Origin of the sequence: Dorea sp. BIOML-A1 (assembly GCF_009875615.1) — a bacterium.
Lineage (GTDB): Bacteria > Bacillota > Clostridia > Lachnospirales > Lachnospiraceae > Dorea_A > Dorea_A amylophila.
In genome coordinates this window covers 17,266-42,404 of record NZ_WWSA01000030.1, presented here as the reverse complement: position 1 = coordinate 42,404, position 25,139 = coordinate 17,266, and the positions used below count along the sequence as shown (strand labels likewise).

Here is a 25,139-nt window from a genome sequence, read left to right as displayed (position 1 = left end):
CTCTAAATGTTTCTAACGGCATTCCACATTCACAATAATCCTTATCTATTGTTTCCTTCAAGTCGTGACTGGCAGCGGATGTTAATAAATAAAATGCCCGGAAGTGTAACCCAGTGGAAGCCACTACGGTTACGCATTTGCCATTTCATTCGTAAGGCATTTGATACACACGGAATAAAACTTGGAAAGGCGTTCCAGTGAATGTGAAAGAGGCGTTGGTAATTCTTAAGGGGTAAAATTCTGCGTTAGGTTTTCAAAATTTGACTGTCTGAGGCGTATGCCGAGTTTCAAATTTTGAAAGCCTGCTTTTAGCAGAATTTTACCCCTTTAGAATTGACCCGCCGATGGAACCTGAGCAGGAACGCCTTTTCAAGTTTTATTCCGGTTCGGGTATCCACAGCCTTCCTGAATTAAATCCCAACATCAGCCTCAAGTATCTCTACCTCACCAATCGGAAGCACCAGACAGGTGGCTGTAATGAGCGGCACGAATGTAAACCATATTCCATGAATTCCGGCGTGCTTTACTGCAAAATATCCGGCAAGAACTCCTAGATGGAAGAAAATCAGTGTACCTGTAAAAAGCCATGCGCGTTTTTTTTGTGACTGATCATGAGTCATATGATATCTCATCCACGCAAGAACGGTCTGCTTGTAGTTATTTGTCGAAAAGATGGTGGAACTGTTATAACATTCTGGAGTAGTAAACGTTTGCCACTGGTATGCATTCAGGATGAATACAGGGAACAGTGCGATCAATGGATGAACGGATGACGGAATGATTCCGGCAATCCATACACAGACTATTTCTATCACCAGTGCGATATAAGATTTTACGGAGGAAAAACGTTCCCCGATTAAGAAAGCTGCAATGATTGCAAGACCATATAAAATAAAAATCGCCAGACGCAGAAAAGCATCTGTCAGATTCATTTCAGCAAAATTTAAGATCATTTCAATCAGATTCATGGTCTGTGCGGCACCGAAGTTACCACCGCGGACTAAGATGGCGTAGACACCGGTCAGTCCACCGATAAATGCAAGGTTTATGTGCAGTAATGCGCGTTTATGATTATGTATCCAATTCATTTTTATCACCCGTTGCCTATTATAGGCTGGGGAAGCAGAAAAATCAAACAAAAGTGCAGAAAAATTCGATTGAATGGAAAATAATACAAATATAGATTGACATTTGAAGGAAAGTTGAGTATTATAGACTTTAATGAATAAAAGCGTTAAAGTACGAAAGCTAAAGACGCTAAGAATCATATAAAACATAATAAATATGAAATGAACACGAAAGGGGAATTTTCCAATGCCGATTACAGATATATTGGAGAAAAACTGCCGCCTGTACGGAGACGATGTTGCGCTGGTAGAGATCAATCCGGAGATGCCGGAGACAAAAAGAACTACATGGAAGGAGTTTGACCTGATTGAACCATCCCGTGCAGCTTATTACAGAAGAGAAATTACATGGAATGTATTTAACGAAAAGGCAAATAGATTTGCCAATCTGCTGGTTGAAAGAGGAATAAAAAAAGGAGAAAAAGTGGGGATTCTCCTGATGAACTGTCTGGAATGGCTGCCAATCTATTTCGGAATCCTGAAGACCGGAGCACTGGCGGTACCTTTGAATTTCCGTTATTCTGCGGATGAGATCAAGTATTGTGTAGAACTTGCAGAGATAGATATTCTGGTATTTGGGCCGGAGTTCATCGGACGAGTAGAGGAGATTGCAGACGAGATCAGTAAAGGACGTCTGTTATATTTTGTAGGAGACGGATGTCCCGGTTTTGCGGAGGATTACAATGCGCATACAGCTAACTGCTCCAGTCAGTCACCTAAGATTGATGTGAACGACGATGACGATGCAGCTATTTATTTTTCATCCGGAACAACAGGATTTCCGAAGGCAATCCTGCATAATCATGAATCGTTGATGCATGCGGCAAAAGCAGAACAGAATCATCACGGTCAGACAAAAGACGATGTGTTTTTGTGTATTCCGCCGTTGTATCATACCGGAGCCAAGATGCACTGGTTTGGCAGTCTTCTGACTGGTGGAAAGGCAGTATTGTTAAAAGGAACAAGTCCAAAGACAATTTTACAGGCTGTATCTGAAGAGCACTGTACAATCGTATGGCTGTTAGTACCATGGGCGCAGGATCTTCTGCTTGCACTTGACAACAAAGAACTGGACATTGCAGATTATGATCTGGATCAGTGGAGACTGATGCATATCGGAGCACAACCGGTACCGCCAAGTCTGATCAAACATTGGAAAGAATACTTCCCAAATCACAAATACGACACGAACTATGGTCTGAGTGAGTCTATCGGACCTGGATGTGTACATCTTGGAGTGGACAATATTGATAAAGTAGGAGCTATCGGAAAAGCCGGATATGGATGGGAAACGAAGATTATTGATGAACAGGGTGAGCCTGTAAAACAGGGCGAGACCGGAGAACTTGCAGTCAAAGGACCTGGAGTCATGACCTGTTATTACAGAGATCCAAGAGCAACCGCAGAAGTTTTGCATGATGGATGGTTATATACCGGAGATATGGCGATGGAAGATGAAGATGGCTTTATCTTTCTGGTTGACCGTAAGAAAGATGTTATCATCAGTGGCGGTGAGAATATCTATCCGGTGCAGATCGAAGATTTCCTGCGTACCAACGAGGCAATTCTGGATGTAGCTGTTATCGGGCTTGCTGATCACAGACTGGGCGAGATATCAGCGGCGATCATTGAACTGAAGCCGGGAGTAGAATGTACGGAAGAGGATATTCAGGAATTCTGTAAGAAGCTTCCAAGATATAAGAGACCACGGAAGATTATATTTGCAGATGTCCCACGTAATCCTACCGGAAAGATTGAAAAACCAAAGCTTCGTGCGAAATACGGAGCAACACAGCTGGTTGCAGCACAGAACCAGGGATAATGAAAAGTATCAGAAATGTCATTTCTTTTGCAAGGAAAACTTTGCAGGGAGATGACATTTTTTTACAGACATGTTTATAATAGTGAGAATGAAAAATAAGCAGACTGGAGCTGAAGATAGAATGAATCAGAATGAGAAAAAAGAAATGAAGATCCGGATTGCAAAAGAGGAAGATGCGGAAGCACTGCTTGCAATCTATGCGCCTTATATCGAGCACACAGTTATTACATATGAGTATGATGTGCCGACCGTGGAAGAATTCCGAGGAAGAATCAGACGCGTGCTGAAGAGATATCCATATCTTGTGGCAGAGTTAAATGGGGAAATATGCGGCTATGCATATGCAAGTGCCTTTCACGACAGACCGGCAGGTGGATGGAATGTAGAGACATCTATCTATGTGGACCAAAATAAAAAAGGAATGGGAATCGGAACAGCACTGTATGATAAGCTGGAGAAGATATTAAAGAGGCAAAATGTACTGAATATGAATGCGTGTATCGCCTGTACGGAAATAGAAGATGAATATTTGACCAATGCAAGTATCCGTTATCATGAACATCTGGGATATCGTATGGTCGGCTGGTTTACAAACTGTGGTTATAAATTCCACAGGTGGTATAATCTGGCGTGGATGGAAAAAGAGATTGGAGAGCACGTGGCAGATCAGCCGCCGGTGATTGCTTTTCCGGAGATTGTGAGAGATATTTCTTTACAGAACGGAGAACTACGTTTATAATATGCATATTAAAATAAGTGAAAATACAAGGTTTCTCCGAAGCCTTCATGCCTAAGATCACATAAAGTATCATATCTGAGACGTTGATGTATGCAAAATGAAATCAAAATTAGACATAATAAAAGAATTGTGATGATGGGATGTTGGCCAGGAACGGCAGATATGTCAGTTCCTCAGGGTAGATGTGGAAACGTATCTGCCTCCCGCATATTTGGAAAGGAGAGCAGCACCTGAGATATACAAGAGAAGTTGCCGGATGTCCAAGCATCTGTAAAGAACTGCCAGTGGCAGATTTTTTGAATACATGGCAAGTTCTCTGTGTCTGCCTGCTCTTTTTTCGGAAAGAGCAGGTTTTTTATATTATGAATGTAGAATTGGATAAGATAAAGTCCGGATCCAGCGCAGTGATACTTTGCGGAGGGAAAAGCACCCGGATGGCTCAGGATAAAGCAGGACTTTTGATTGGGAAGAAGACATTTTTACAACAGATAGAGGAAAATCTAAAAGACGCAGATGAGATATTGCTCTCGGTAAAAGACCGGCGGGATTATCCTGAGATAGGAGCAAGGCATATCGAAGACCGGGAAGCGGATAAGGGTCCGCTTATGGGACTCTGCTCGGTGTTGGAAGAATGTAGTTATGATAAGGTCTGGGTAATGTCTTGTGATATGCCGTTGGTTAACTGGGATACGGCACAGGAACTGGAACATTATCTGACAGATGGAATCGATGCAGTAATCCCGGTAGACAGAACCGGAAGGAAATACGTTCTCTGTGCATGGTATCGGAAATCTATACTGGAGATTCTGAAAGAACAGCTGGAATCCGGAGATTTGAAAGTAAAGCACCTGCTGGAGCGTCTGAGAGTGTGTTATGTAGCTGTAGAAGGATTGTCGGATGGAAGCCGTAAATTCCAAAATATCAATACCAGGGAGGAATATCAGACGTTTACAGAACGATCAGCAGTCAGACTGGAAAAAGAACTGCACACAGATATTCCGATTGTATCTTTTGTTGCATATTCCGGCACCGGTAAGACGACATTTTTGGAAAGATTAATCCCAAAGCTGAAAGCACAGGGACTTAAGATCGCAATTGTGAAACATGACGGACACCGATTTGAAATTGACCACGAAGGAAAAGACAGTGACCGTTTCACAAAAGCCGGGGCAGATGTGACAGGACTGATTTCATCGGAAAAAGCGGTATTGATGGAAAACAGGCAGACAGATCCGGAAGAATTTCTGAAAAAGATAGACGGAGTAGATCTGATTCTGACGGAAGGATTTAAACAAGGACCATGGCCGAAGATTATGCTGCACCGGAAGGGGAGCGGAAAACCCATGCCGCTATTGCCGGAAGAATGTCTGGCAGTGATCAGTGATGTGGAGATTCTGGATTGCGAAAATGTCTTCACATTGGAAGAGATAGAGAAAACGGCAGATTTTTTATTCAGCTATATACAGAATATATCATGATAATAATGTAAACAAAAAGAAAATGAGGAGAAAAATATGAGACTGATCAGAACAGAAGATGCAGCAGGACATGTATTATGTCACGACATGACACAGATCATTCCGGGAGTAACGAAAGATGCAAGATTCCGGAAGGGCCATGTTGTTACAGAAGAAGATATTCCGGTATTGCTTTCGATTGGGAAAGAACATCTGTATGTCTGGGAGAAGACAGATGGAATGCTTCATGAAGATGAAGGTGCGGAACGCCTGCGTAAGATCGCACAGAATGAAAATATGCATCCGTCAGAAGTAAAAGAAGGAAAGATTGAATTGATTGCGGATATTGACGGTTTATTTCAAGTGGATGTCGGGCGTTTATATGATGTGAACAGTGTCGATGAGATCATGATCGCGACCAGACATACGAATATGGCAGTGAGAAAAGGAGACAAGCTTGCGGGAATGCGTGTGATTCCGCTGGTCATAGATGAAAAGAAACTGGAAGAAGCAGAAAAAGCAGCGGGGAAAGAACCATTATTGAAGGTGACACCGTGGAAATTAAAGACTGCAGGTGTGATCACGACAGGAAGTGAAGTCTATAAAGGCCTGATCAAGGATCAGTTTACGCCGGTAGTAGAAAAGAAACTGGAAGCATTCGGGATACAGATGATAAAACATGTGCTGTGCAGTGATGACATGGAGATGATTACACAGGCGATTGCAGATATGAAGAAATCAGGAGTGGATCTGATCATCTGTACAGGAGGAATGAGTGTTGATCCGGATGATAAGACGCCGGGGGCGATCAAAGCTTCCGGAGCCGGGATTGTAACCTATGGAGCACCGACACTTCCTGGGGCAATGTTGTGTCTTGGATATTTTGAGGACGGGACACCGATTGTCGGACTTCCGGGGTGTGTGATGTATGCAAAGGCGACGGTATTTGACCTGATCCTTCCGAGAATAGCGGCAGGAGTCCGGATTGACCGGAAAGCGATTATCCGGATGGGACATGGAGGACTCTGCCTGGGATGCCGGGAATGCCATTATCCGGTCTGCCCATTTGGAAAGGAGACATAAAGTGCGACCATCCAGAGTAACACTTGAACAGGCGCAGGAGTTGTTTAAAACCTGCATGCCTGTAAGAAAAAAAGAAGAAAAGCGGTCGGCAGACTGTCTGGGACAGATTCTGGCAAAGCCGGTATATGCGGCAGTGACACAGCCGCCGTTTCCAAGATCCGCAATGGATGGATTCGCATTGAGAGGCCGAGATATATGCAGGGCGGATATACAGCATCCGGTTACATTAGAAGTTACAGGGTGCGTGTGTGCCGGACAGGAGACGGAACTTGTGCTAAAGCCGTATCAGGCAGTACGGATCATGACCGGTGCGATGATACCGGAAGGCGCAGACTGTGTGGTAAAGCAGGAAGATGCAGAATGGGACGAAAGAGCAGTCCGGATATATCATAATGCGAAGCCCGGAGAAAATTACTGCCCGGCGGGAGAAGATTTTTCGGCAGGAGATTTGCTGGCAGAAGCCGGAACCCCGGTAGATTCTTATCTGCTGGCAGCTGTCACGGCAGCAGGAGTAAGAGACCTTACGGTGTACAAAAGACTGAAGGCAGCGGTGATCACAACGGGTGATGAACTACAGAATACGGAGACACCACTGCAGCCGGGAAAAATCTACGATGCGAATGGAATCTGGCTGTGTACAAGGTTAAGAGAGATGGACTGCGAGGTAGTACGGTATCAGACAGCAGGAGATGACCAAAGTAAAATTGCAGATGAGATCAGAGAAGCATGGAAAGAAGCAGATCTGATCCTTACAACCGGAGGTGTGTCGGTAGGAGAGAAAGACTTTCTGGCGGGTGTCATAGAAAATCTGACCGGAAACGTGTTATTTCATGGGATACAGGTAAAACCCGGAATGCCGACGATGCTTTCGGTGGTGAAGGGAACTCCGGTTCTGTCGCTTTCAGGCAATCCATTTGCTGTGGAAGCGTTATTTGAGGTATTAGCCGGCAGTTATCTGACAGATGTGGAAGCCGGCAGGTATTTGCAGAAGAATCAGATGAAAGTACTGAAACAGACATTTGTAAAGACAGGTAAAATGAAACGGATTGTAAAAGGAAGATGCGATGAAAGCGGTGTATATCTACCACAGATCCAGAAAAACGGTCAGCTTAAGAACGGAATCGGAAGTAACTGCCTGGTGATTTTTCCGGAAGGTGAACGGACGTATGCAGAAGGAGAAGCCGTCCGGGTAATCAGGATATAAGCAGAATCACATAGTAAAAAAGGAGTAATCATGGGAGAATTTACGCATTTTAACGAACAGGGACATGCAGTGATGGTTGATGTCAGTGAAAAATCAGACACAGTGCGTGAAGCAACGGCAATGGGAAGAATCTCAATGTCGCAGGAGTGTTTCGAAAAAGTGAAAACAGGCGGAATGAAAAAAGGAGACGTTCTTGGAACGGCCAGAATTGCAGGGATTATGGGAGCTAAGAGAACATCGGAGTTGATTCCGCTGTGCCATATCCTGAATCTGAGCAAGGTTATGATAGAATTTGAATATATAGAGGCAGCCTGTGAAATTGAAGCGCGCTGTACAGCGAAGACAGTCGGAAAGACCGGTGTAGAGATGGAAGCGCTCACCGGTGTACAGGTAGCACTGCTTACTATCTACGATATGTGTAAAGCAGTGGATAAAGGTATGTGCATGAAGGATATCCGGCTGTTGGAGAAAACAGGTGGAAAAAGTGGAGTGTGGAAGGCCGGACAGGAGAAGAACATATGATCGATGCTGTCGGAAGAACAATTGATTATATGAGGATCTCCATTACGGACCGGTGTAATTTGAGATGCAGGTACTGTATGCCGGATGGAATTACGCAGGTAGCTATGTCTGAGATCCTCACATACGAAGAAATTAAAAAAATATGCACGCTTGCAGAAGAGCTTGGAATCCGGAAGATCAAGATTACAGGAGGAGAGCCGCTGGTAAGAAAAGGTTGTGTGGATCTGATCGGAATGATAAAAGAGATTCCGGGTATCATCCAGGTGACGATGACGACAAACGGCGTCCTATTGAAAGAAAACCTGAAAGCATTAAAGGATGCCGGACTGGATGGGATAAATATCAGCCTGGATACACTGGATCATGAAAAGTACTACAAGATCACCGGAACAGATGCCTGTGATACTGTGCTGGAAGCAGTGGAGGCTTCGGCAGAAAGTGGAATACGGACCAAAGTAAACAGTGTGTTGCAGGATGCCGGTGACAGACAGGAATGGAGAGCACTGGTAAAACTGGCAGAGAAACTGCCGGTAGATGTCAGGTTTATAGAATTGATGCCGATTGGCTGTGGAAAGAGGAATACAGGTGTATCGAATCTGGAATTACTGGATGAAATAAAGAAAGAGTATCCGGATATCCGGATAGATCCGGAAATACATGGAAACGGACCTGCGGTATATTACCGGATCCCGGGATTTGAAGGAAGCATCGGATTCATTAGTGCGATGCACGGTAAATTCTGCAACACCTGTAACCGCATACGGCTGACTTCAACCGGAGACCTGAAGCCGTGTCTGTGCTACGGGGATATATATCCGCTTAAAGAATTACTGAAAAGCGGAACAGATGATGAGATAAGAGAACAGATAAAGCATGCCATAGAGAATAAGCCGGCGGCACATTGTTTTGAAAAGCCGGGGGAGATTACAGAAGCACATCAGATGGCACAGATTGGAGGATAAAAACAGGATGGATCAGAAGAAAGGCGTAGTCAGAGGAATCTGTATCAGCAAAAAAAGAGGAACTGCCAAGTATCCGGTAGAGTCTGCCAGGATCGTACCGGACTGGGGAATCGAAGAAGATGCACACGGCGGGAAATGGCACAGACAGATCAGCCTCCTTGCACTGGAGAAGATTGAAGCGTTCCGGGAACAGGGAGCAGATGTGGATTTCGGGGCATTTGGAGAGAATCTGATCATAGAGGGATTCGACTTGAGAAATGTTCCGGTAGATTCCGAGATACGGATCGGGGATACTGTCAGACTGAAAGTTACACAGATTGGAAAAGAATGTCACAGCCATTGTGCAATCTATCGGCGGATGGGAGACTGTATCATGCCGAGAGAAGGAATTTTTGCAGAAGTGCTGGAAGGTGGAAACATCTGTGTGGGTGACAGTGTAGAAGTCAGAATGCCGCAGGCAAACCGGCCATACAGCACTGCGGTGATCACACTGAGTGATAAAGCATTTGCCGGGGAGAGGGAAGACTTAAGCGGTCCGGCGGTTGAAAAGATGCTAAGAGAAAGTGAAGAAAAAGAACATATCAGATTTGATATAAAAGAGACACTTCTTCTGCCAGACGGCGAAGAAGGACTGAAAAAGCAGCTGATTCGTCTGGCAGATCAAAGGCAGCTTGATCTGATCCTGACAACAGGTGGAACGGGATTCGCACCAAGGGATGTAACGCCGGAAGCTACTTGTGCAGTCTGTGACCGCATGGCAAACGGAATTGCAGATGCGATCCGGAATTATTCCATGACGGTTACAGACCGTGCGATGTTTAGCCGGGCAGTATCGGGAATTCGGAAGAAGACACTGATCATCAATCTTCCGGGAAGTCCGAAAGCAGTGACGGAAGCATTGGAGTATATTCTTCCGAGACTTCCTCACGGACTGGATGTTCTGCGGGGAAATGTACAGGAATGTGGCAGAAAATAATCCTGGTGCAGATATAGCAACTGGTAAACTTATAAAAACACAAGAACAGGAAGAGAAAGTATTATGAGAAACCAGATAGTAAAGAGAATCGCAGCTGTCCTTCTGGCGGGAGTGATGGTAGTCTCACTGGCAGCATGCGGAGGAAACAAAAAGACAGAAGAAAAGGCAGCAGATGACAGCAAAAAAGAGACGGAGATCCAGGTATTCATCGCAGCAAGTCTGAATACAGTTATGACAGAACTTGCTAAAGAGTATAACGAAGATCATCCGGAAGTGAAGATCACCTTCAACGCAGACAGTTCGGGAACGCTTCTGACACAGATTGAAGAAGGATATGAGTGCGACTTGTTCTTCTCGGCAGCACAGAAGCAGATGGATCAGCTCGAAGCAGACGGACTGGTAGTAGACGGAACAAGAGCAAACGTCCTGAACAACCAGGTAGTAGTTATATCTCTAAAGGACAGCGGAACAAAGGTGACAGGGCTTGAGAATTTGAAAGATGCCAAAAGTATTGCACTTGCAGGAGGAAGCGTTCCGGTCGGAAAGTATACAAGACAGGCACTTGTAAATCTCGGAACATTAAAAACAGACGGGGAAGTAGATGCCATTACAACAGTCCAGGTATCACAGGCACTCGGTGGAGTTGAGATCAGTGAGGAAGACAATGTAAGTAAAGTACTTACAGCAGTAGCAGAAGGATCCTGCGAAGTGGGAACAACATACTATTCAGATACTTACGGATATGAAGACAAACTCGATATCCTTCAGACAGTAAGCTATGATCTGACAGGTGATGTTATCTATCCAATCTGCCAGGTACAGAATGATGAGGCAGATAAGACACAGACTGTAGCAGCAAAAGACTTCTACAAATTTGTATTATCTGATAAGGCCAAGAAAGTCTTTGATGCATACTACTTTGATACAGATGTAGAAAGATAAGAAAATCTATAGGAGTACAAACACAGAAAATATGCAGACGGTTACGGCTGCATGTTTTCTGTTTATCAAAGTATATTACAGATAAAGTATGTAATAGATGCAATAGATGAAATACGAGGAGGAAAATACATGGATGCAGTGATAGAGATATTAAAGGGACTGGACTACAGTCCGTTGTATGTATCATTGAAGACAGGAATTGTTGCAACGATATTCTCATTTTTCCTTGGTCTGTTTGCTGCGAGAAAAGTGATCAAGGCAGGTCCGAAAGTGAAAGCAATTGCAGATGGAATCCTGACACTGCCGATGGTACTGCCGCCAACGGCAGCAGGATTCTTCCTGCTTCTTCTGTTCAGCAGAAGACGTCCGTTTGGAATTCTGCTGTATGAGGAGTTTGGTATCAAGGTTGTACAGACTTGGGCAGGCTGTATCATCGCAGCAACGGTGATCGCATTTCCGCTGATGTATAGAAATGCAAGAGCGGCATTCGAACAGATCGATGTAAATCTGATCCATGCGGCAAGGACACTTGGCATGCCGGAATATAAGATATTCTGGAAGGTTGCGGTTCCTTCTGCAGGACCGGGCCTTGTGGCAGGAACAATCCTGACATTCGCAAGAGCGCTGGGAGAATACGGTGCAACGTCCATGCTTGCAGGCAATATTCCGGGAAAGACGGGAACCATTTCCCAGAGGATTGCAATGGTTATCCAGGATGGTGATTACATGACAGCCGGAATCTGGGTTGTGATCATTATGCTGGTTGCATTTGTGCTGATATTCCTCATGAATCTGGTGACAGGCCGGAATATGAAGAATATCCGGAGATGGTAGGAGGAAAGACAGATGTCGATGGAAGTAAAGATACATAAGAAGTTTGGAGAATATGAACTGGATGTCTGCTGGAAATCCATGAAGAAGAGAATCGGAATCCTTGGGGCTTCCGGAAGCGGCAAGAGTCTGACTTTGAAAAGCATTGCGGGAATTGAACATCCGGACAAGGGCTATATCCGGATCGGAGAGCATATCCTGTATGATTCCGATGCCGGAACGTGTTTAAAACCACAGAAAAGAAATGTCGGTTATATGTTCCAGAACTATGCATTATTCCCTACAATGACCGTGGCACAGAATGTAGGAGCCGGACTTTCCGGTGATAAAAAGAAGAAGCAGGAACAGGTAGAGAAGATGATACGGCATTTCCGCCTGGAGGGGCTGGAAAAAAGACTTCCGAGAGAGCTTTCCGGTGGTCAGCAGCAGAGAGTTGCACTGGCGAGGATTATGGCATATGAGCCGTCCGTCATCCTTCTTGATGAACCGTTTTCGGCACTGGATGTCTTCTTGAAAGACCGTCTGCAGCAGGAGATGATGGAACTTTTGAGTGATTATGACGGGACGGTGATCCTGGTGTCCCACAGCAGGGATGAAATCTACCGGTTCAGCGAAGAACTTCTTGTTATCGATGACGGAAAGCAGATCTGTTATGGTGATACAAAGGAGATATTTGACCATCCAAAGAAGGTAGAAGCTGCAAGACTTACCGGATGTAAGAATATCGTTCCGGCAGAACGTCTGGATGCACATCATGTCAGGATTCCGGACTGGGGAACCTGTCTTCATCTGAAACAGATGATAGATGTGGATATCACCCATATCGGGCTCCGCGCCCACGAGTTCATTCCGGTATGGGGAGAAAGAGAAGACAACTGTATTCCGGTTAAGGTAAAAGGAAAGGCAGAATTTCCATTCGAATGGAAATATTTCTTAAAAGGAGAGACGGAAGAAAGCGACGATATCTGCTGGTATGTACAGAAAACCCTCTGGGCAGAACTGGAAGAAAAAGGAATTCCGGATTATTTGAAACTGCCGGAAAAAGAGATTCTTTTGCTGAAATAGAAAGCATGTTATAATGAGCATCAGAGTTTTAAGATGATTCTATGGAGGGAAATAATGTATACAATCGGAACACACATGTCCATCGCAGGAGGACTTGCAAAAACTGCGGAAAACGTAGTAAAGATGAATGCTGATACCATGCAGATATTCAGCAGGAATCCAAGAGGATCAAGTTATAAAACGTATCTGCCGGAAGAAATAGAAAGATTCCAGAAGATACGGAAAGGTCATGCATTCGGTCCGGTTCTCGCACATGCACCGTATACGATGAATCTGGCGAGTGCAACAGAAAAAACGTATGAATTTGCCTGTACGGTGATACGGGAAGATATCAGACGTATGGATGAATTGCAGATAGAAAATCTGGTATTCCATCCGGGCAGTCATACCGGGATTGGAGAAGAAGCAGGAATTGCCAATATCATCCGTGGACTGGATCAGGCAATTACAGGTTCGGAGAACATTACGGTTTTACTGGAAACGATGAGTGGAAAGGGTACAGAGATCGGTTACCGGTTTGAACAGCTGAAAGAGATCCGGGACGGTGTGCAGCATCCGGAAAGGATCGGAATCTGTCTAGATACCTGTCATGTGTTTGCGGCGGGATATGATATTGTTCATAATCTGGATGGAGTGCTGGAAGAATTTGACCGGATACTGGGACTGCCGCTTTTAAGAGCTGTCCATCTAAATGACAGTATGATGCCGTTTGATTCCAGAAAGGACCGTCATGCAGTGATCGGAGATGGAGAGATCGGATTGGAAGCTCTTCTGAATGTGATGCGTTATCCAAAGCTAAAAGATCTTCCATTCTATCTGGAGACACCGCTTGATGATGCCGGACACAAAGATGAAATTGCCAGATTAAAAGAGTATCTGGGGGAAACAAGGAGCGAACATATTTGAAAGCACTGAAATATATAGCAAAAATCCAAACAGACTTTCCGACAAAATTCGGGATTCCGAGACAGTCGGGACTTGTGAATACGAAAGGAACTATTGTATTCGAACCGGAATACCGCAAAGAAGAGGCACTAAAAGGACTCGAAGAATGTTCACATCTGTGGCTGATCTGGGAGTTTTCAGAGACTGTCAGAACAGGCTGGAGTCCGACCGTGCGTCCGCCGCGGCTTGGGGGGAATAAACGGTGCGGTGTGTTTGCAACCAGATCACCGTTCCGTCCGAATCCGATTGGATTATCCTGTGTGAAGCTGACCGGAATTAAAAAGCATCCGGAAAAAGGAATGGTTATTGAAGTGGAAGGGGCAGATCTGATGGATGGAACACCAATCTTCGATATCAAACCATATCTTCCATATGCGGATTGTGTACCGGATGCCAGAGGCGGATTCGCTGATGTGGTAAAGAATTATGCATTAGAGGTAGAGATTCCGGAAATCTATCTGTCAAAACTGCCGGAGGAGCACAGGGAATGTGTGAGGCAGATTCTTGCCGGTGATCCGAGACCATCTTATCAGAATGACCCGGACAGGGTGTATGGAATGGAATATGCCGGATACGAAATCAAATTCCGGGTGAAAGACTGCGTGTTGACGGTCTGTGAGATCGGACAGAGCAATAATAGGAAGACAATCAGGAGGACATAAAGGTGAAGTACTATCTTGCGCCATTAGAAGGAATCACAACTTACATATACCGGAGGGCATATCACACACATTACCGTCCGATGGAGAAATATTTCACACCGTTTCTGGTGCCGCATACCAAAAAGGATTTTAATACACGGGAGAAGAATGATATTTTGCCGGAACACAATCCGGACATGTATCTGGTGCCACAGATCCTGGCAAATGATGCAAAAGGTTTTTTGGATACAGTAGAAAAGTTAAAGATGTATGGATATGACGAGGTGAACCTGAATCTTGGATGCCCGTCGAAGACCGTAGTATCGAAAGGGCGGGGATCCGGATTCCTGATCCATACAGAGAAGTTGGAACGGTTCCTAGATGAGATCTATGCGAAAGCGGATGTAAAGATCTCTATTAAGACAAGAATCGGAAAATATGACGCCGATGAGTGGGGACAGCTTCTGGATATTTATAATAAATATCCGGTGGAAGAACTGATCGTGCATCCCAGGGTGCAGCAGCAGTTTTATAAAGGCCATCCAGATCTGGATGCATTTGCGGACGCAGTGAAAGAATGCAGGCATCCATTGTGTTATAACGGCGATATCTTTACAGTTGAGGATATGGAAAGGTTAAAAAAACGGTTTCCGGAGATATCCTGTGTTATGTTGGGGCGTGGAATCCTGAGGAATCCGGAACTGACAGATATTATCGAATCCGGTGGCGGAAGAATTGATGTGAAGAAATTAAGGGCATTCCATGACCAGATTTTTCAGGATTACCAGGAGGTAAGCAGTGGGGATAAGAATGTGTTGTTCAAGATGAAAGAACTCTGGTGTTATCTTGGAACTTTGTTCCAGGATAAAGAAAAACAGTTAAAAAAGATCCGGAAGGCAGAGAAACTGGACCGCTATGAAGTAGCTGTAGAAGAAATCCTTTACTTTTGAAAACGTATGCAATATAATAGATAAAAATTCTATATACAGGAATTTTGAAAAAGGGAGGGGCATGAATTGGATCATTTGAATGAGTTGATCGCAGAGAATCTGAAAGATATCAGGAAAGGAAAAGGACTGAGTCTGGAACAAGTGTCATCCCTTACCACAATCAGCAAAAGTATGTTGAGCCAGCTGGAAAGAGGAGAAGTCAATCCTACGATATCAACAGTGTATAAACTGGCATTGGGATTAAAGGTACCGGTTACTGCATTTACCGCAGACAAACCACAGCCATTCTTTGAAACCGGGAAGAAAGGAGTAGAACCTTTGGCGGGGGATGATGGAAGATACCGCCTTTATCCGATCTTCAGTTTCCGGGAGGGACAGGATTTTGAAATCTTTGACTTGGAATTTGATGAGAACGGAATGATGCAGGCGAATCGTCAGATGAATGGTACGAGAGAATTCATTACCGTGTATTCCGGTGAACTGACACTGATTTTTAAAGACCAGGAATATGTATTGAGAGCCGGCGATGCAGCTTCGTATAATGCTTTTGATGATTACGTGTATAAGAACACAGGAAAGGGAACGGTGACTGCGAATATCGTAGTACATTACCCGAATTAGAAAGGAGAAACAGCATGGAAGACCAGAAACAGCGTGTATATGATGCGTTAAACAAGATGGGAATTAAGTACGAGGTGGTAGAGCATGAACCCGTACATACGATGGAGGATATGGACCGGCTGGGACTCCCGGAAAAAGGAACTTTATGCAAGAACTTATTCCTGAGAGATTCCAAAGGAAAGAGACACTTCCTGATCACAGCAGATGAGAAGACAAAAGTAGACTTAAAGACGCTCGGAAGACAGCTTGGAGCAGGAAATCTAAGCTTTGCATCCGAAGAACGCCTGGAGAAATATCTTGGCGTAAAGCAGGGGAGCGTAACTCCGTTTGCGCTGATGAATGATACCGAGCATGCGGTAGAATTTTTCATCGATAAAAATTTAAGCAGATGTAAAAGTATGGGAATCCATCCGTTGGAAAATACAGCAACAGTATTCATATCATTCAAAGATCTGGATAAGTTTTTATGGAATCTGGATGTCGATGTCGTAAAGATCAAATTGTAAAAAAGTTTATATTTTTTTAATTGCAACTTTCCTCACGTAGAAGTAGAATAGAACAGTATATGATACGAAGCAACAGATGAAAGTGAGGATAACTATGGAAGAATGGCAGAACGGACACGACCAGCCGGGATACCATTATCACCAGGAACAGGAGAGAAAACCAGTTGAGACACCGGGAAAACGTTTCTGGAAGATGTGGGGACCGCTCCTGATCAAATGGGGGATCGGAATCGGCGTAGGTATGGCAGTCATGGCAGCCATGATGATGGCATATATGAAGACACACTATCAGACGCAGGCAGCATTAGAGGCGTTGATGTCTGATCAGAATAAGCTGATGGCCTTTTATGAAAAGATGTTGAATAAGTATATCGACTATACGACATGGGTAGAAGGTCTGTCGGCACTTGTTACAATCCCTGTTATGGCACTTATGTATCACGGGGACAGAAAGAAAGAGAAGACAGCCGGTATCGTACAGGATAAGAAAGCGCCGTTGTGGCAATATCCGGCAGTGATCATTATGGCACTTGCCATGAGTTTGGGGCTGAATAACCTGATCATCATTGGAAATCTGTCAGCGATAGATGCAAATTATAAGGCAACTATGAATGCGATGTATTCGGCACCGCTTGCAATACAGATCGTGTGTCTGGCAGTGCTGGTACCCATCTGTGAAGAATATGTATTCAGAGGATTGTTCTTCAGAAGAATGGAAAGGGAAAGCTCATTTGTGTATGCGATGGTCTATTCATCCGTCGTATTTGGCATATTGCATGTGAATCTGGTGCAGATGCTCTATGGATTTGCCCTGGGGATGATGCTGGCATATGTGTATGAAAAATATGGTTCATTGAAAGCACCGGTGGCAGCACATATGTCAATGAATCTGTTATCTGTGCTGGCTACCAGATATGGACTCTATAACTGGATGCTGAAAGATAATATCCGGATCGGTATAATTACAGTTGTTTGTGCAGCAGTTGCATCAACAATGTTTGTTATAATCCAGCGCATTGAAGAAAAACCAACAAAGAAGAAAGAAAACGAGAATCTGGCAATGTAAGTTGTCAGATTCTTTTTGGGCTGGAATACAAAAAGTCAAATAATCTGACAACTCAAAATAATTTTTATCTTTACAACAGTAAAGCCTTGTGATATAGTAGGAAAAAACAAAAGAAAGGAACAGATGTATGAAAGAAGGAAATGTAGTCCAGCAACGTGGACTGTATCGTTCCGAATTTGAACATGATAACTGTGGAATCGGTGCGATCGTTAATATCAAAGGACAGAAAAGTCACGATACAGTGGCAAATGCATTGAAAATCGTTGAAAATCTTGAACATAGAGCTGGCAAGGATGCCGAAGGTAAGACAGGTGATGGAGTTGGAATCTTATTACAAGTTTCTCACAGATTCTTCTCTAAAGTCTGTAAACCTCTCGGCATCTTTTTACGTTCTGAAAGAGATTACGGAGTGGGAATGTTCTTCTTTCCACAGGACGAATTAAAGAGAAATCAGGCAAAGAAGATATTCGAAGTGATCGTCAAAAAAGAAGGAATGAATTTCCTTGGATGGAGAGAAGTTCCGGTGAAGGCAGACGTACTTGGAAGCAGAGCGGTCGAATGTATGCCATGTATTATGCAGGGATTTATTGAAAGACCTAAGAAGGTAGAGCAGGGGGGTGACTTTGACCGTAAACTGTATATTGTAAGGCGCGTATTTGAGCAGAGTGCAGATGATACATATGTGGCATCGCTTTCCAGCCGTACCATCGCTTATAAAGGAATGTTTCTGGTAGATCAGCTCAGACTGTTCTTCCCTGATCTGCAGGATCCGGATTATGATTCCGCAATCGCACTGGTTCACTCCAGATTCAGTACGAACACGAATCCAAGCTGGGAGAGAGCGCATCCGAACCGTTTTATTGTGCATAATGGCGAGATAAACACGATCCGCGGCAATACGGATAAGATGCGTGCCAGAGAAGAAAATATGGAATCCGAGTGTATGAAAGGAAAACTTCATGAAGTGCTTCCTGCAATCAATAGTAGCGGTTCTGATTCGGCAATGCTGGATAATGCAATTGAATTCATGGTTATGAGTGGTATGGATCTTCCACTGGCAGTTATGATCGCAATTCCGGAACCGTGGGCAAATAACAGAAACCTTTCCCAGAAAAAGAAAGATTTTTATCAGTATTATGCAACTATGATGGAACCATGGGATGGTCCGGCGTCTATCCTGTTCAGTGATGGTGACTGCATGGGAGCCGTGCTTGACAGAAATGGCCTGCGTCCATCGAGGTATTATATCACGGATGATGATATGCTGATCCTTTCTTCGGAAGTTGGTGTACTGGATATTCCACCGGAGAAGATTGTAGTGAAAGAACGTTTGCATCCGGGAAAGATGCTTCTGGTAGATATCAAAAAAGGAAAAGTCATTGATGACGAAGAATTAAAAGAAACTTATGCAAGCAGACAGCCTTATGGTGAGTGGCTGGATAACAATCTGATCGAATTAAAGGATCTGAAGATCCCGAATCAGAAGGTTCCAGCTTATACAGCAGAAGAATGCAGAAGACTTCAGAAAGCATTCGGCTATTCATATGAAGAAGTAAAGACTTCTATCCTGAACATGGCGAAGAATGGTGCTGAAGGAACAGCAGCCATGGGTATTGATGCGCCGCTTGCGGTATTATCTGACATGCATCAGAACCTGTTTGGATATTTCAAACAACGTTTTGCACAGGTAACCAACCCTCCAATCGATGCAATCCGTGAGAAGGTCGTTACATCTACAACGGTTTATATTGGTGAAGATGGAAACCTTCTGGAAGAAAAAGCAGAGAACTGTAAGATGTTAAAGGTTAACAATCCAATTCTTACAGAGACAGATCTTCTGAAAATTAAAAATATGAAAGAAGATGGATTCAAGGTTGCGGAGATTCCGACCATCTATTACAAGAATTCGAGCCTTGAAAAGGCAATTGATTATCTGTTTATTGAAGTTGACAGAGCTATCCGTGAAGGAGCCAACATTCTGATCCTCTCAGATAGAGGTGTAGATGAATATCACGTGGCAATGCCTTCGCTCCTGGTGCTTTCCGGACTGCAGCAGCATCTGGTGCGCACAAAGAAACGTACTTCTGTAGGAATCGTTCTGGAGACCGGAGAACCAAGAGAGGTACATCACTTCGCAACACTGATCGGTTATGGTGCATGTGCGATCAACCCGTATCTTGCACACGAATCCATCAAACAGCTGATCGATACAGATATGCTTCAGAAAGACTATTATGCAGCAGTAGATGATTATAACAATGCGGTACTTAGCGGAATTGTAAAGATTGCATCAAAGATGGGTATCTCCACAATCCAGTCTTATCAGGGAGCAAAGATATTTGAAGCAATCGGATTAAAACAGGAATTCATTGATAAATATTTTACAGATACTGTCAGCAGAATTGGCGGAATCGGAATTGAAGAGATTGCAGCAGATTATATTGCGCGTCATTCACAGGCATTTGATCCGCTCGGACTGGAAGTGGATATGACACTGAACAGTGTAGGGCAGCACAAACTAAAAAGCGGCGGAGAGAGACATCTTTATAATCCACAGACGATCCATATGCTGCAGGAATCTACCAGACGCGGTGACTATGGTATGTTCAAACAGTATACAGAGCTGGTCAATGCGGAAGGAGAACACATCAACCTGCGTGGACAGTTAGAATTCAACTATCCAAAGAAAGGCATTCCAATCGAAGAAGTAGAAAGCGTCGACGAGATTGTAAAACGATTCAAGACAGGAGCAATGTCTTATGGTTCTATCTCGAAAGAAGCGCATGAGACACTGGCAATTGCGATGAACCAGTTGCATGGTAAATCCAACAGTGGTGAAGGTGGAGAGGAGATTGAACGTCTGGATACGAACAGATGCTCTGCGATCAAACAGGTAGCTTCCGGACGATTTGGCGTTACATCCAGATACCTGGTAAGTGCACAGGAAATACAGATCAAGATGGCGCAGGGGGCAAAACCGGGAGAGGGCGGACATCTGCCTGGTGGAAAAGTATATCCGTGGATTGCAAAGACACGTCATTCTACACCTGGGGTCAGCCTGATCTCACCACCGCCGCATCATGATATCTATTCGATCGAGGATCTTGCGCAACTCATATATGACTGTAAAAATGCGAACAAAGATGCGAGAATTACAGTAAAACTGGTATCAGAAGCCGGTGTCGGTACAGTTGCAGCCGGTGTAGCCAAAGCGGGAGCAGGCCTGATATTGATTTCCGGATATGACGGAGGAACCGGGGCAGCACCAAGAAGTTCCATCCATAATGCAGGACTTCCATGGGAACTGGGACTTGCAGAGACGCATCAGACACTGATTCAGAATGGCTTAAGAGAAAGAGTCCGTATCGAGACAGACGGTAAGCTAATGAGTGGTCGTGATGTGGCGATCGCAGCGATCCTTGGAGCAGAAGAATTCGGATTTGCAACTGCACCGCTGGTAACGATGGGGTGCGTAATGATGCGTGTATGTAATCTGGATACCTGCCCGGTCGGTGTGGCAACGCAGAATCCGGAACTGAGAAAACGTTTCCGTGGAAAACCGGAATATGTCGTGAACTTTATGCGTTTTATTGCAGAAGAACTGCGAGAATATATGGCAAGATTCGGTGTCCGTACACTGGATGAACTGGTTGGAAGAACAGATCTTCTAAAAGTAAAGGAAGTGGCAACTTCAGAACGTGCAGCCACACTGAATCTGGAACAGATTCTCGATAATCCATATGAAGGCACAAAGACACCGATGACATTCAATCCAAAGAAAGTCTTCGACTTTGAATTGGAGAAAACTCTGGATGAAAAAGTTCTGGTCAGAGAATTGCTCCCGGCGGTAGAGAAGAAACAGAAGAGAAGCATTGAAATAGATGTGACAAATACGAACCGTACATTTGGTACAATCTTTGGTTCGGAGATTACGAGAAGATATCCGGAAGGTTTGGACGAAGACAGCTATGTGGTACATTGTAAGGGTGCCGGCGGACAGTCCTTCGGCGCATTTATTCCGAAAGGACTGACACTGGAACTGACCGGTGACAGTAATGACTATTTCGGAAAGGGACTTTCCGGCGGAAAACTTGTAGTATATCCACCAAAAGGAATACGCTATAAAGCGGAAGAAAACATTATCATCGGTAACGTGGCACTCTACGGGGCAACCAGCGGTAAAGTATTCATCAATGGCGTGGCGGGAGAACGTTTTGCAGTACGTAATTCCGGTGCGACAGCAGTTGTAGAAGGTGTAGGAGATCACGGATGTGAATATATGACAGGCGGACGCGTAGCAGTCCTTGGCGGAACAGGTAAGAACTTCGCAGCCGGTATGAGCGGTGGAGTTGCTTATGTACTGGATATGGAAAATGATCTTTATACAAGAGTCAATAAAGAGATGGTTCATATTGAACATGTGACAACCAAGATCGATGTCGGAGAATTAAAGAGCATGATCGAAGAACATGTTGCCAATACCAATTCGGAACTTGGTAAGAAGATTCTGGATAACTTCACTGAATATCTTCCGAAATTCAAGAAGATTATTCCGATTGATTATGAACGTATGCTGACAACCATCCTTCAGATGGAAGAACAGGGCATGAGCAGTGAACAGGCAAAGACAGAAGCATTTTATGCGATCAAAGAAGGAAGATAGGGGGTAAGAACAGTGGGAAAAGCAACAGGATTTATGGATTATGACAGGCAGGATAAGATGGCTGAAGATCCAAAAGAGCGAATTAAGCATTTTAAAGAGTTTCATACACCTCTGTCAAAAGAAGAACAGGAGCTGCAGGGAGCCAGATGTATGGCATGTGGCGTGCCGTTCTGCCAGTCTGGTCAGATGCTGATGGGAATGGCAAGCGGATGCCCTCTTCACAACCTGGTACCGGAATGGAATGATCTGATTTTTCAGGAAAACTGGGAAGAAGCATATTACAGACTGAAAAAGACGAACAACTTTCCGGAATTTACATCAAGGGTATGTCCGGCACTCTGTGAGGCTGCATGTACATGCGGACTGAACGGAGATGCAGTTTCAAGTAAGGCGAATGAATATAGCATTATTGAAAATGCATACAAAAAAGGTTATGCGGCAGCAAAACCGGTAAAGGTAAGAACCGGTAAGAAGGTTGCAGTTGTAGGTTCCGGTCCGTCGGGACTTGCAACTGCTGATATGCTGAACAGAAGGGGACACAGTGTGACTGTCTTTGAAAGAGAAGATAAAATCGGTGGACTCCTCCGATATGGTATCCCGAATATGAAACTGGAAAAGCAGTTCATTGATCGCAAGATTGCAATCATGGAAGAAGAAGGGGTTCAGTTTGTGACAGGATGTAATATCGGAAAAGATAAGAAAGCAGCTACATTATTAAAAGAATTTGACCGTATAGTACTTTGCTGCGGTGCATCAAATCCAAGAGATATTAAAGTACCAGGAAGAGAAGCCGAAGGCATCTATTTCGCAGTAGATTTCTTAAAATCAACAACAAAAGCACTCTGGAAAAATGCAAAACAGAATGCAGATGGAACCTATGACCTGAGTCTGAAGGAAGGCACATACATTTCCGCAAAAGGAAAAAATGTTATGGTCATCGGTGGAGGAGATACAGGAAATGACTGTGTGGGAACATCGATGAGACATGGTGCCAAGAGTGTACTGCAGCTTGAGATGATGCCGAAAGCTCCGGATGAACGTACAGAGATGAATCCTTGGCCGGAGTGGCCGAGAGTTTGCAAGACAGATTACGGTCAGCAGGAAGCCGCTGCCGTATTTGGACATGACCCACGTGTATACCAGACAACCGTCAAAGAATTTAAAAAAGACAAAAACGGTAAAGTCTGCAAGGCAGTTCTTGTGAAATTAGAGCCGAAAAAAGATGAAAAGACAGGCCGTATGATGATGGCAGAGGTGGCCGGAAGTGAATACACGGTGGATGTAGATCTGGTATTGATCGCAGCAGGATTTCTGGGAAGTCAGGATTATGTGACCAAAGCATTTGGCGTAGAAGTAAATGAACGCACAAATGTTAAGACTGCAGCCGGAGCATATAGTACAAACGTTAAAAATGTCTTCACAGCAGGCGATATGCACAGAGGACAGTCACTGGTTGTGTGGGCAATCCGTGAAGGGCGCGAGGCTGCAAAAGCTGTAGATATCAGTTTGATGGGATATACGAATATGTATGTCCAGTAGTGAAAAAGTACAGCAAAAGGATGGGCGAAAAATTTCCTTGCATAAAATAAAAAGCTGAATTATAATAGGAAAGAACAGGTCGGAATCATATATTCCGGCCTGTAATTGTTACAAAAGTATTAAAAAATGTTGCAATTTGCTCTATGTTGAGCTATAATAGCAATCAGATGCGGAAGAAAGAATAATCTTGCGCCTGAGGGGAAGCAATAATTAAAACAAAAAGAAAGAAGAGTGAGTATGAATAAACACGGAATCAGATTGATCACAGCAGTGGTGACAAGTTCAATGATTGTAACACCTGTTTTGGCAGCACCGTCTGTCGATGATTTGAAGAAGGAAAAAGCTGCAAAGCAGAGTGAAGTAAGTTCCTTGCAGTCGCAGCTGACAACATTAATGGGAAAGGTCAATACACTGGAAAGTGAATTGATTCAGACCGGTGAGGACATTACAAAAGCACAGGGCGATTTGGAAGTTGCGCAGGAAAAAGAAAAAGAACAGTATGCAGCAATGAAGAAGCGTATCAAGTATATGTATGAAGCCGGTAATGATTCAGCATTTGAGACACTGGTTACATCAGAAGACTTTACAGATCTTCTCAGTAAAGCAGAATATGTTCAGAATGTACATAGCTACGACAGAAAACAATTGCAGGAATATGTAGAGACAAAACAGCAGATTTCCGATCTGAAAGACAGTCTTGAAAAAGACCAGAAAGAATTGGAAAGTAAACAGGTGGAATATGAAAAACAGGGTGATAACCTGAATAACCTGATTACTTCTAAATCAGCAGAAGTTGCTAATCTGGATTCAGAGATTCAGGCAGCAGCAGAAGCAGCAGCCAGAGAAGCAGCAGAAAGAGCAGCAAAAGAAGCGGAAAGACAGCAGGCAGCAGCAAGCAATAATAATGCAGCTTCAACATCGAATAGAAACAATACAACAAGCAACAGAAATAACACAACAAGCAGTTCAACAGCTACAAGCAACAGAAATAATACAACAAGCAGCAGCTCAAGTGCATCTGTTGCGACAAAGCCATCCAATTCAAGTAGCAGTACTATAACGAGTGGAACGAATGCAAACGGAGGTTCAATCGTAAGCAGAGCATACAGCCAGCTTGGAAAACCTTATGAATGGGGTGCATACGGACCAAACAGTTTCGACTGTTCCGGATTTGTAAGCTATTGTCTGACAGGAAGCTATAGCCGTCTCGGAACAACACTTACATTCATGGGATGGACAAGAGTAAGTAACCCGCAGCCTGGTGATGTTGTAACAACAGCAACACATTGTGGTATTTATATCGGAAATGGTCAGATGATTCATGCTCCGCACACAGGAGATGTTGTAAAAGTCGGACCGGTACAGTCTGGTATGATCTATGTGCGTAGATAATGAAAAGTAAATAAAATAAAAACCGGAATCAGGTAACTGGCTTCGGTTTTTTATTTTTATGCTAAAGTTTGCAGAAAAATAAAATG

At 44.0% G+C, this 25,139-nt stretch carries 21 protein-coding genes and 1 riboswitch; of the genes, 20 read left to right on the top strand and 1 reads right to left on the bottom strand.

Annotation, left to right across the window (positions count from 1 at the left end; all coding sequences use genetic code 11):
- Positions 1-410: 410 nt before the first annotated feature.
- Positions 411-1,088, bottom strand: a complete 678-nt coding sequence (locus tag GT508_RS11515) for a YoaK family protein (protein ID WP_161144286.1) — start codon at positions 1,086-1,088, stop codon at positions 411-413.
- A 226-nt stretch (positions 1,089-1,314) separates the two neighbouring features.
- Here GT508_RS11515 and GT508_RS11510 point away from each other — a divergent pair, with 226 nt between their 5' ends.
- The 20 genes from GT508_RS11510 (at position 1,315) to GT508_RS11415 (ending at position 25,053) form a co-directional block, all read left to right on the top strand.
- On the top strand, positions 1,315-2,949 hold the full coding sequence (locus tag GT508_RS11510) for a class I adenylate-forming enzyme family protein (RefSeq protein WP_161144285.1): 1,635 nt from the start codon (positions 1,315-1,317) through the stop codon (positions 2,947-2,949).
- A 121-nt stretch (positions 2,950-3,070) separates the two neighbouring features.
- Positions 3,071-3,688 (top strand): GNAT family N-acetyltransferase, encoded by a 618-nt coding sequence (locus GT508_RS11505; RefSeq protein ID WP_161144284.1) that lies wholly within the window; start codon positions 3,071-3,073, stop codon positions 3,686-3,688.
- 22 nt (positions 3,689-3,710) lie between these two features.
- Positions 3,711-3,926, top strand: a riboswitch (molybdenum cofactor riboswitch).
- A gap of 124 nt (positions 3,927-4,050) precedes the next feature.
- Positions 4,051-5,166, top strand: a complete 1,116-nt coding sequence (gene mobB, locus GT508_RS11500; RefSeq protein ID WP_161144283.1) for a molybdopterin-guanine dinucleotide biosynthesis protein B — start codon at positions 4,051-4,053, stop codon at positions 5,164-5,166.
- A 36-nt stretch (positions 5,167-5,202) separates the two neighbouring features.
- Positions 5,203-6,228 (top strand): molybdopterin-binding protein, encoded by a 1,026-nt coding sequence (locus GT508_RS11495; protein WP_161144282.1) that lies wholly within the window; start codon positions 5,203-5,205, stop codon positions 6,226-6,228.
- Position 6,229: 1 nt separating this feature from the next.
- The gene (locus GT508_RS11490) at positions 6,230-7,432 is read left to right on the top strand and encodes a molybdopterin molybdotransferase MoeA (RefSeq protein ID WP_161144281.1); all 1,203 of its coding nucleotides are present in this window, start codon (positions 6,230-6,232) and stop codon (positions 7,430-7,432) included.
- A gap of 30 nt (positions 7,433-7,462) precedes the next feature.
- Entirely contained in the window at positions 7,463-7,954 is a 492-nt protein-coding gene (gene moaC, locus GT508_RS11485; RefSeq protein ID WP_161144280.1) for a cyclic pyranopterin monophosphate synthase MoaC, read from the top strand.
- Complete coding sequence (gene moaA, locus GT508_RS11480) at positions 7,951-8,916, top strand: GTP 3',8-cyclase MoaA (protein WP_161144287.1); 966 nt, start codon at positions 7,951-7,953, stop codon at positions 8,914-8,916. Before moaC ends, moaA begins: the two co-directional genes overlap by 4 nt.
- A gap of 7 nt (positions 8,917-8,923) precedes the next feature.
- Positions 8,924-9,892 carry an MOSC domain-containing protein gene (locus GT508_RS11475; protein ID WP_055281077.1) on the top strand — a complete coding sequence of 323 codons (969 nt, stop codon included), beginning with the start codon at positions 8,924-8,926 and terminating at the stop codon, positions 9,890-9,892.
- A gap of 63 nt (positions 9,893-9,955) precedes the next feature.
- Positions 9,956-10,834 (top strand): molybdate ABC transporter substrate-binding protein, encoded by an 879-nt coding sequence (gene modA, locus GT508_RS11470; protein ID WP_172677186.1) that lies wholly within the window; start codon positions 9,956-9,958, stop codon positions 10,832-10,834.
- A 129-nt stretch (positions 10,835-10,963) separates the two neighbouring features.
- The gene (gene modB, locus GT508_RS11465) at positions 10,964-11,668 is read left to right on the top strand and encodes a molybdate ABC transporter permease subunit (protein WP_028087107.1); all 705 of its coding nucleotides are present in this window, start codon (positions 10,964-10,966) and stop codon (positions 11,666-11,668) included.
- A gap of 12 nt (positions 11,669-11,680) precedes the next feature.
- Entirely contained in the window at positions 11,681-12,730 is a 1,050-nt protein-coding gene (locus GT508_RS11460; protein ID WP_161144279.1) for a sulfate/molybdate ABC transporter ATP-binding protein, read from the top strand.
- 54 nt (positions 12,731-12,784) lie between these two features.
- Positions 12,785-13,636: a deoxyribonuclease IV gene (locus GT508_RS11455; protein WP_161144278.1), complete on the top strand. Its 852-nt coding sequence runs from the start codon at positions 12,785-12,787 to the stop codon at positions 13,634-13,636.
- Positions 13,633-14,337: a tRNA (N6-threonylcarbamoyladenosine(37)-N6)-methyltransferase TrmO gene (tsaA, locus tag GT508_RS11450; protein WP_055281084.1), complete on the top strand. Its 705-nt coding sequence runs from the start codon at positions 13,633-13,635 to the stop codon at positions 14,335-14,337. Before GT508_RS11455 ends, tsaA begins: the two co-directional genes overlap by 4 nt.
- A 2-nt stretch (positions 14,338-14,339) precedes the next feature.
- Positions 14,340-15,266: a tRNA dihydrouridine synthase gene (locus GT508_RS11445; RefSeq protein WP_055281086.1), complete on the top strand. Its 927-nt coding sequence runs from the start codon at positions 14,340-14,342 to the stop codon at positions 15,264-15,266.
- 66 nt (positions 15,267-15,332) lie between these two features.
- The gene (locus GT508_RS11440) at positions 15,333-15,887 is read left to right on the top strand and encodes a helix-turn-helix domain-containing protein (RefSeq protein WP_055281088.1); all 555 of its coding nucleotides are present in this window, start codon (positions 15,333-15,335) and stop codon (positions 15,885-15,887) included.
- Positions 15,888-15,901: 14 nt separating this feature from the next.
- Positions 15,902-16,393 carry a prolyl-tRNA synthetase associated domain-containing protein gene (locus tag GT508_RS11435; protein ID WP_055281090.1) on the top strand — a complete coding sequence of 164 codons (492 nt, stop codon included), beginning with the start codon at positions 15,902-15,904 and terminating at the stop codon, positions 16,391-16,393.
- 94 nt (positions 16,394-16,487) lie between these two features.
- Positions 16,488-17,459 (top strand): CPBP family intramembrane glutamic endopeptidase, encoded by a 972-nt coding sequence (locus GT508_RS11430; protein ID WP_226851264.1) that lies wholly within the window; start codon positions 16,488-16,490, stop codon positions 17,457-17,459.
- 127 nt (positions 17,460-17,586) lie between these two features.
- The gene (gene gltB, locus GT508_RS11425; RefSeq protein ID WP_055281095.1) at positions 17,587-22,122 is read left to right on the top strand and encodes a glutamate synthase large subunit; all 4,536 of its coding nucleotides are present in this window, start codon (positions 17,587-17,589) and stop codon (positions 22,120-22,122) included.
- 12 nt (positions 22,123-22,134) lie between these two features.
- Positions 22,135-23,661, top strand: a complete 1,527-nt coding sequence (locus GT508_RS11420) for a glutamate synthase subunit beta (protein WP_117598084.1) — start codon at positions 22,135-22,137, stop codon at positions 23,659-23,661.
- A gap of 237 nt (positions 23,662-23,898) precedes the next feature.
- A complete protein-coding gene (locus tag GT508_RS11415; protein WP_161144277.1) occupies positions 23,899-25,053 on the top strand; it encodes a coiled-coil domain-containing protein in 1,155 nt (384 codons plus the stop codon).
- The last annotated feature ends 86 nt before the right edge of the window (positions 25,054-25,139 follow it).

Excerpts from the sequence above, each read along its gene's own strand:
- GT508_RS11515 (WP_161144286.1), bottom strand. The coding sequence starts at position 1,088 with ATGAATTGGATACATAATCATAAACGCGCATTACTGCACATAAACCTT.
- GT508_RS11510 (WP_161144285.1), top strand. The coding sequence starts at position 1,315 with ATGCCGATTACAGATATATTGGAGAAAAACTGCCGCCTGTACGGAGAC.
- GT508_RS11505 (WP_161144284.1), top strand. The coding sequence starts at position 3,071 with ATGAATCAGAATGAGAAAAAAGAAATGAAGATCCGGATTGCAAAAGAG.
- mobB (WP_161144283.1), top strand. The coding sequence starts at position 4,051 with ATGAATGTAGAATTGGATAAGATAAAGTCCGGATCCAGCGCAGTGATA.
- GT508_RS11495 (WP_161144282.1), top strand. The coding sequence starts at position 5,203 with ATGAGACTGATCAGAACAGAAGATGCAGCAGGACATGTATTATGTCAC.
- moaC (WP_161144280.1), top strand. The coding sequence starts at position 7,463 with ATGGGAGAATTTACGCATTTTAACGAACAGGGACATGCAGTGATGGTT.
- moaA (WP_161144287.1), top strand. The coding sequence starts at position 7,951 with ATGATCGATGCTGTCGGAAGAACAATTGATTATATGAGGATCTCCATT.
- GT508_RS11475 (WP_055281077.1), top strand. The coding sequence starts at position 8,924 with ATGGATCAGAAGAAAGGCGTAGTCAGAGGAATCTGTATCAGCAAAAAA.
- modA (WP_172677186.1), top strand. The coding sequence starts at position 9,956 with ATGAGAAACCAGATAGTAAAGAGAATCGCAGCTGTCCTTCTGGCGGGA.
- modB (WP_028087107.1), top strand. The coding sequence starts at position 10,964 with ATGGATGCAGTGATAGAGATATTAAAGGGACTGGACTACAGTCCGTTG.
- GT508_RS11460 (WP_161144279.1), top strand. The coding sequence starts at position 11,681 with ATGTCGATGGAAGTAAAGATACATAAGAAGTTTGGAGAATATGAACTG.
- GT508_RS11455 (WP_161144278.1), top strand. The coding sequence starts at position 12,785 with ATGTATACAATCGGAACACACATGTCCATCGCAGGAGGACTTGCAAAA.
- GT508_RS11435 (WP_055281090.1), top strand. The coding sequence starts at position 15,902 with ATGGAAGACCAGAAACAGCGTGTATATGATGCGTTAAACAAGATGGGA.
- GT508_RS11430 (WP_226851264.1), top strand. The coding sequence starts at position 16,488 with ATGGAAGAATGGCAGAACGGACACGACCAGCCGGGATACCATTATCAC.
- gltB (WP_055281095.1), top strand. The coding sequence starts at position 17,587 with ATGAAAGAAGGAAATGTAGTCCAGCAACGTGGACTGTATCGTTCCGAA.
- GT508_RS11415 (WP_161144277.1), top strand. The coding sequence starts at position 23,899 with ATGAATAAACACGGAATCAGATTGATCACAGCAGTGGTGACAAGTTCA.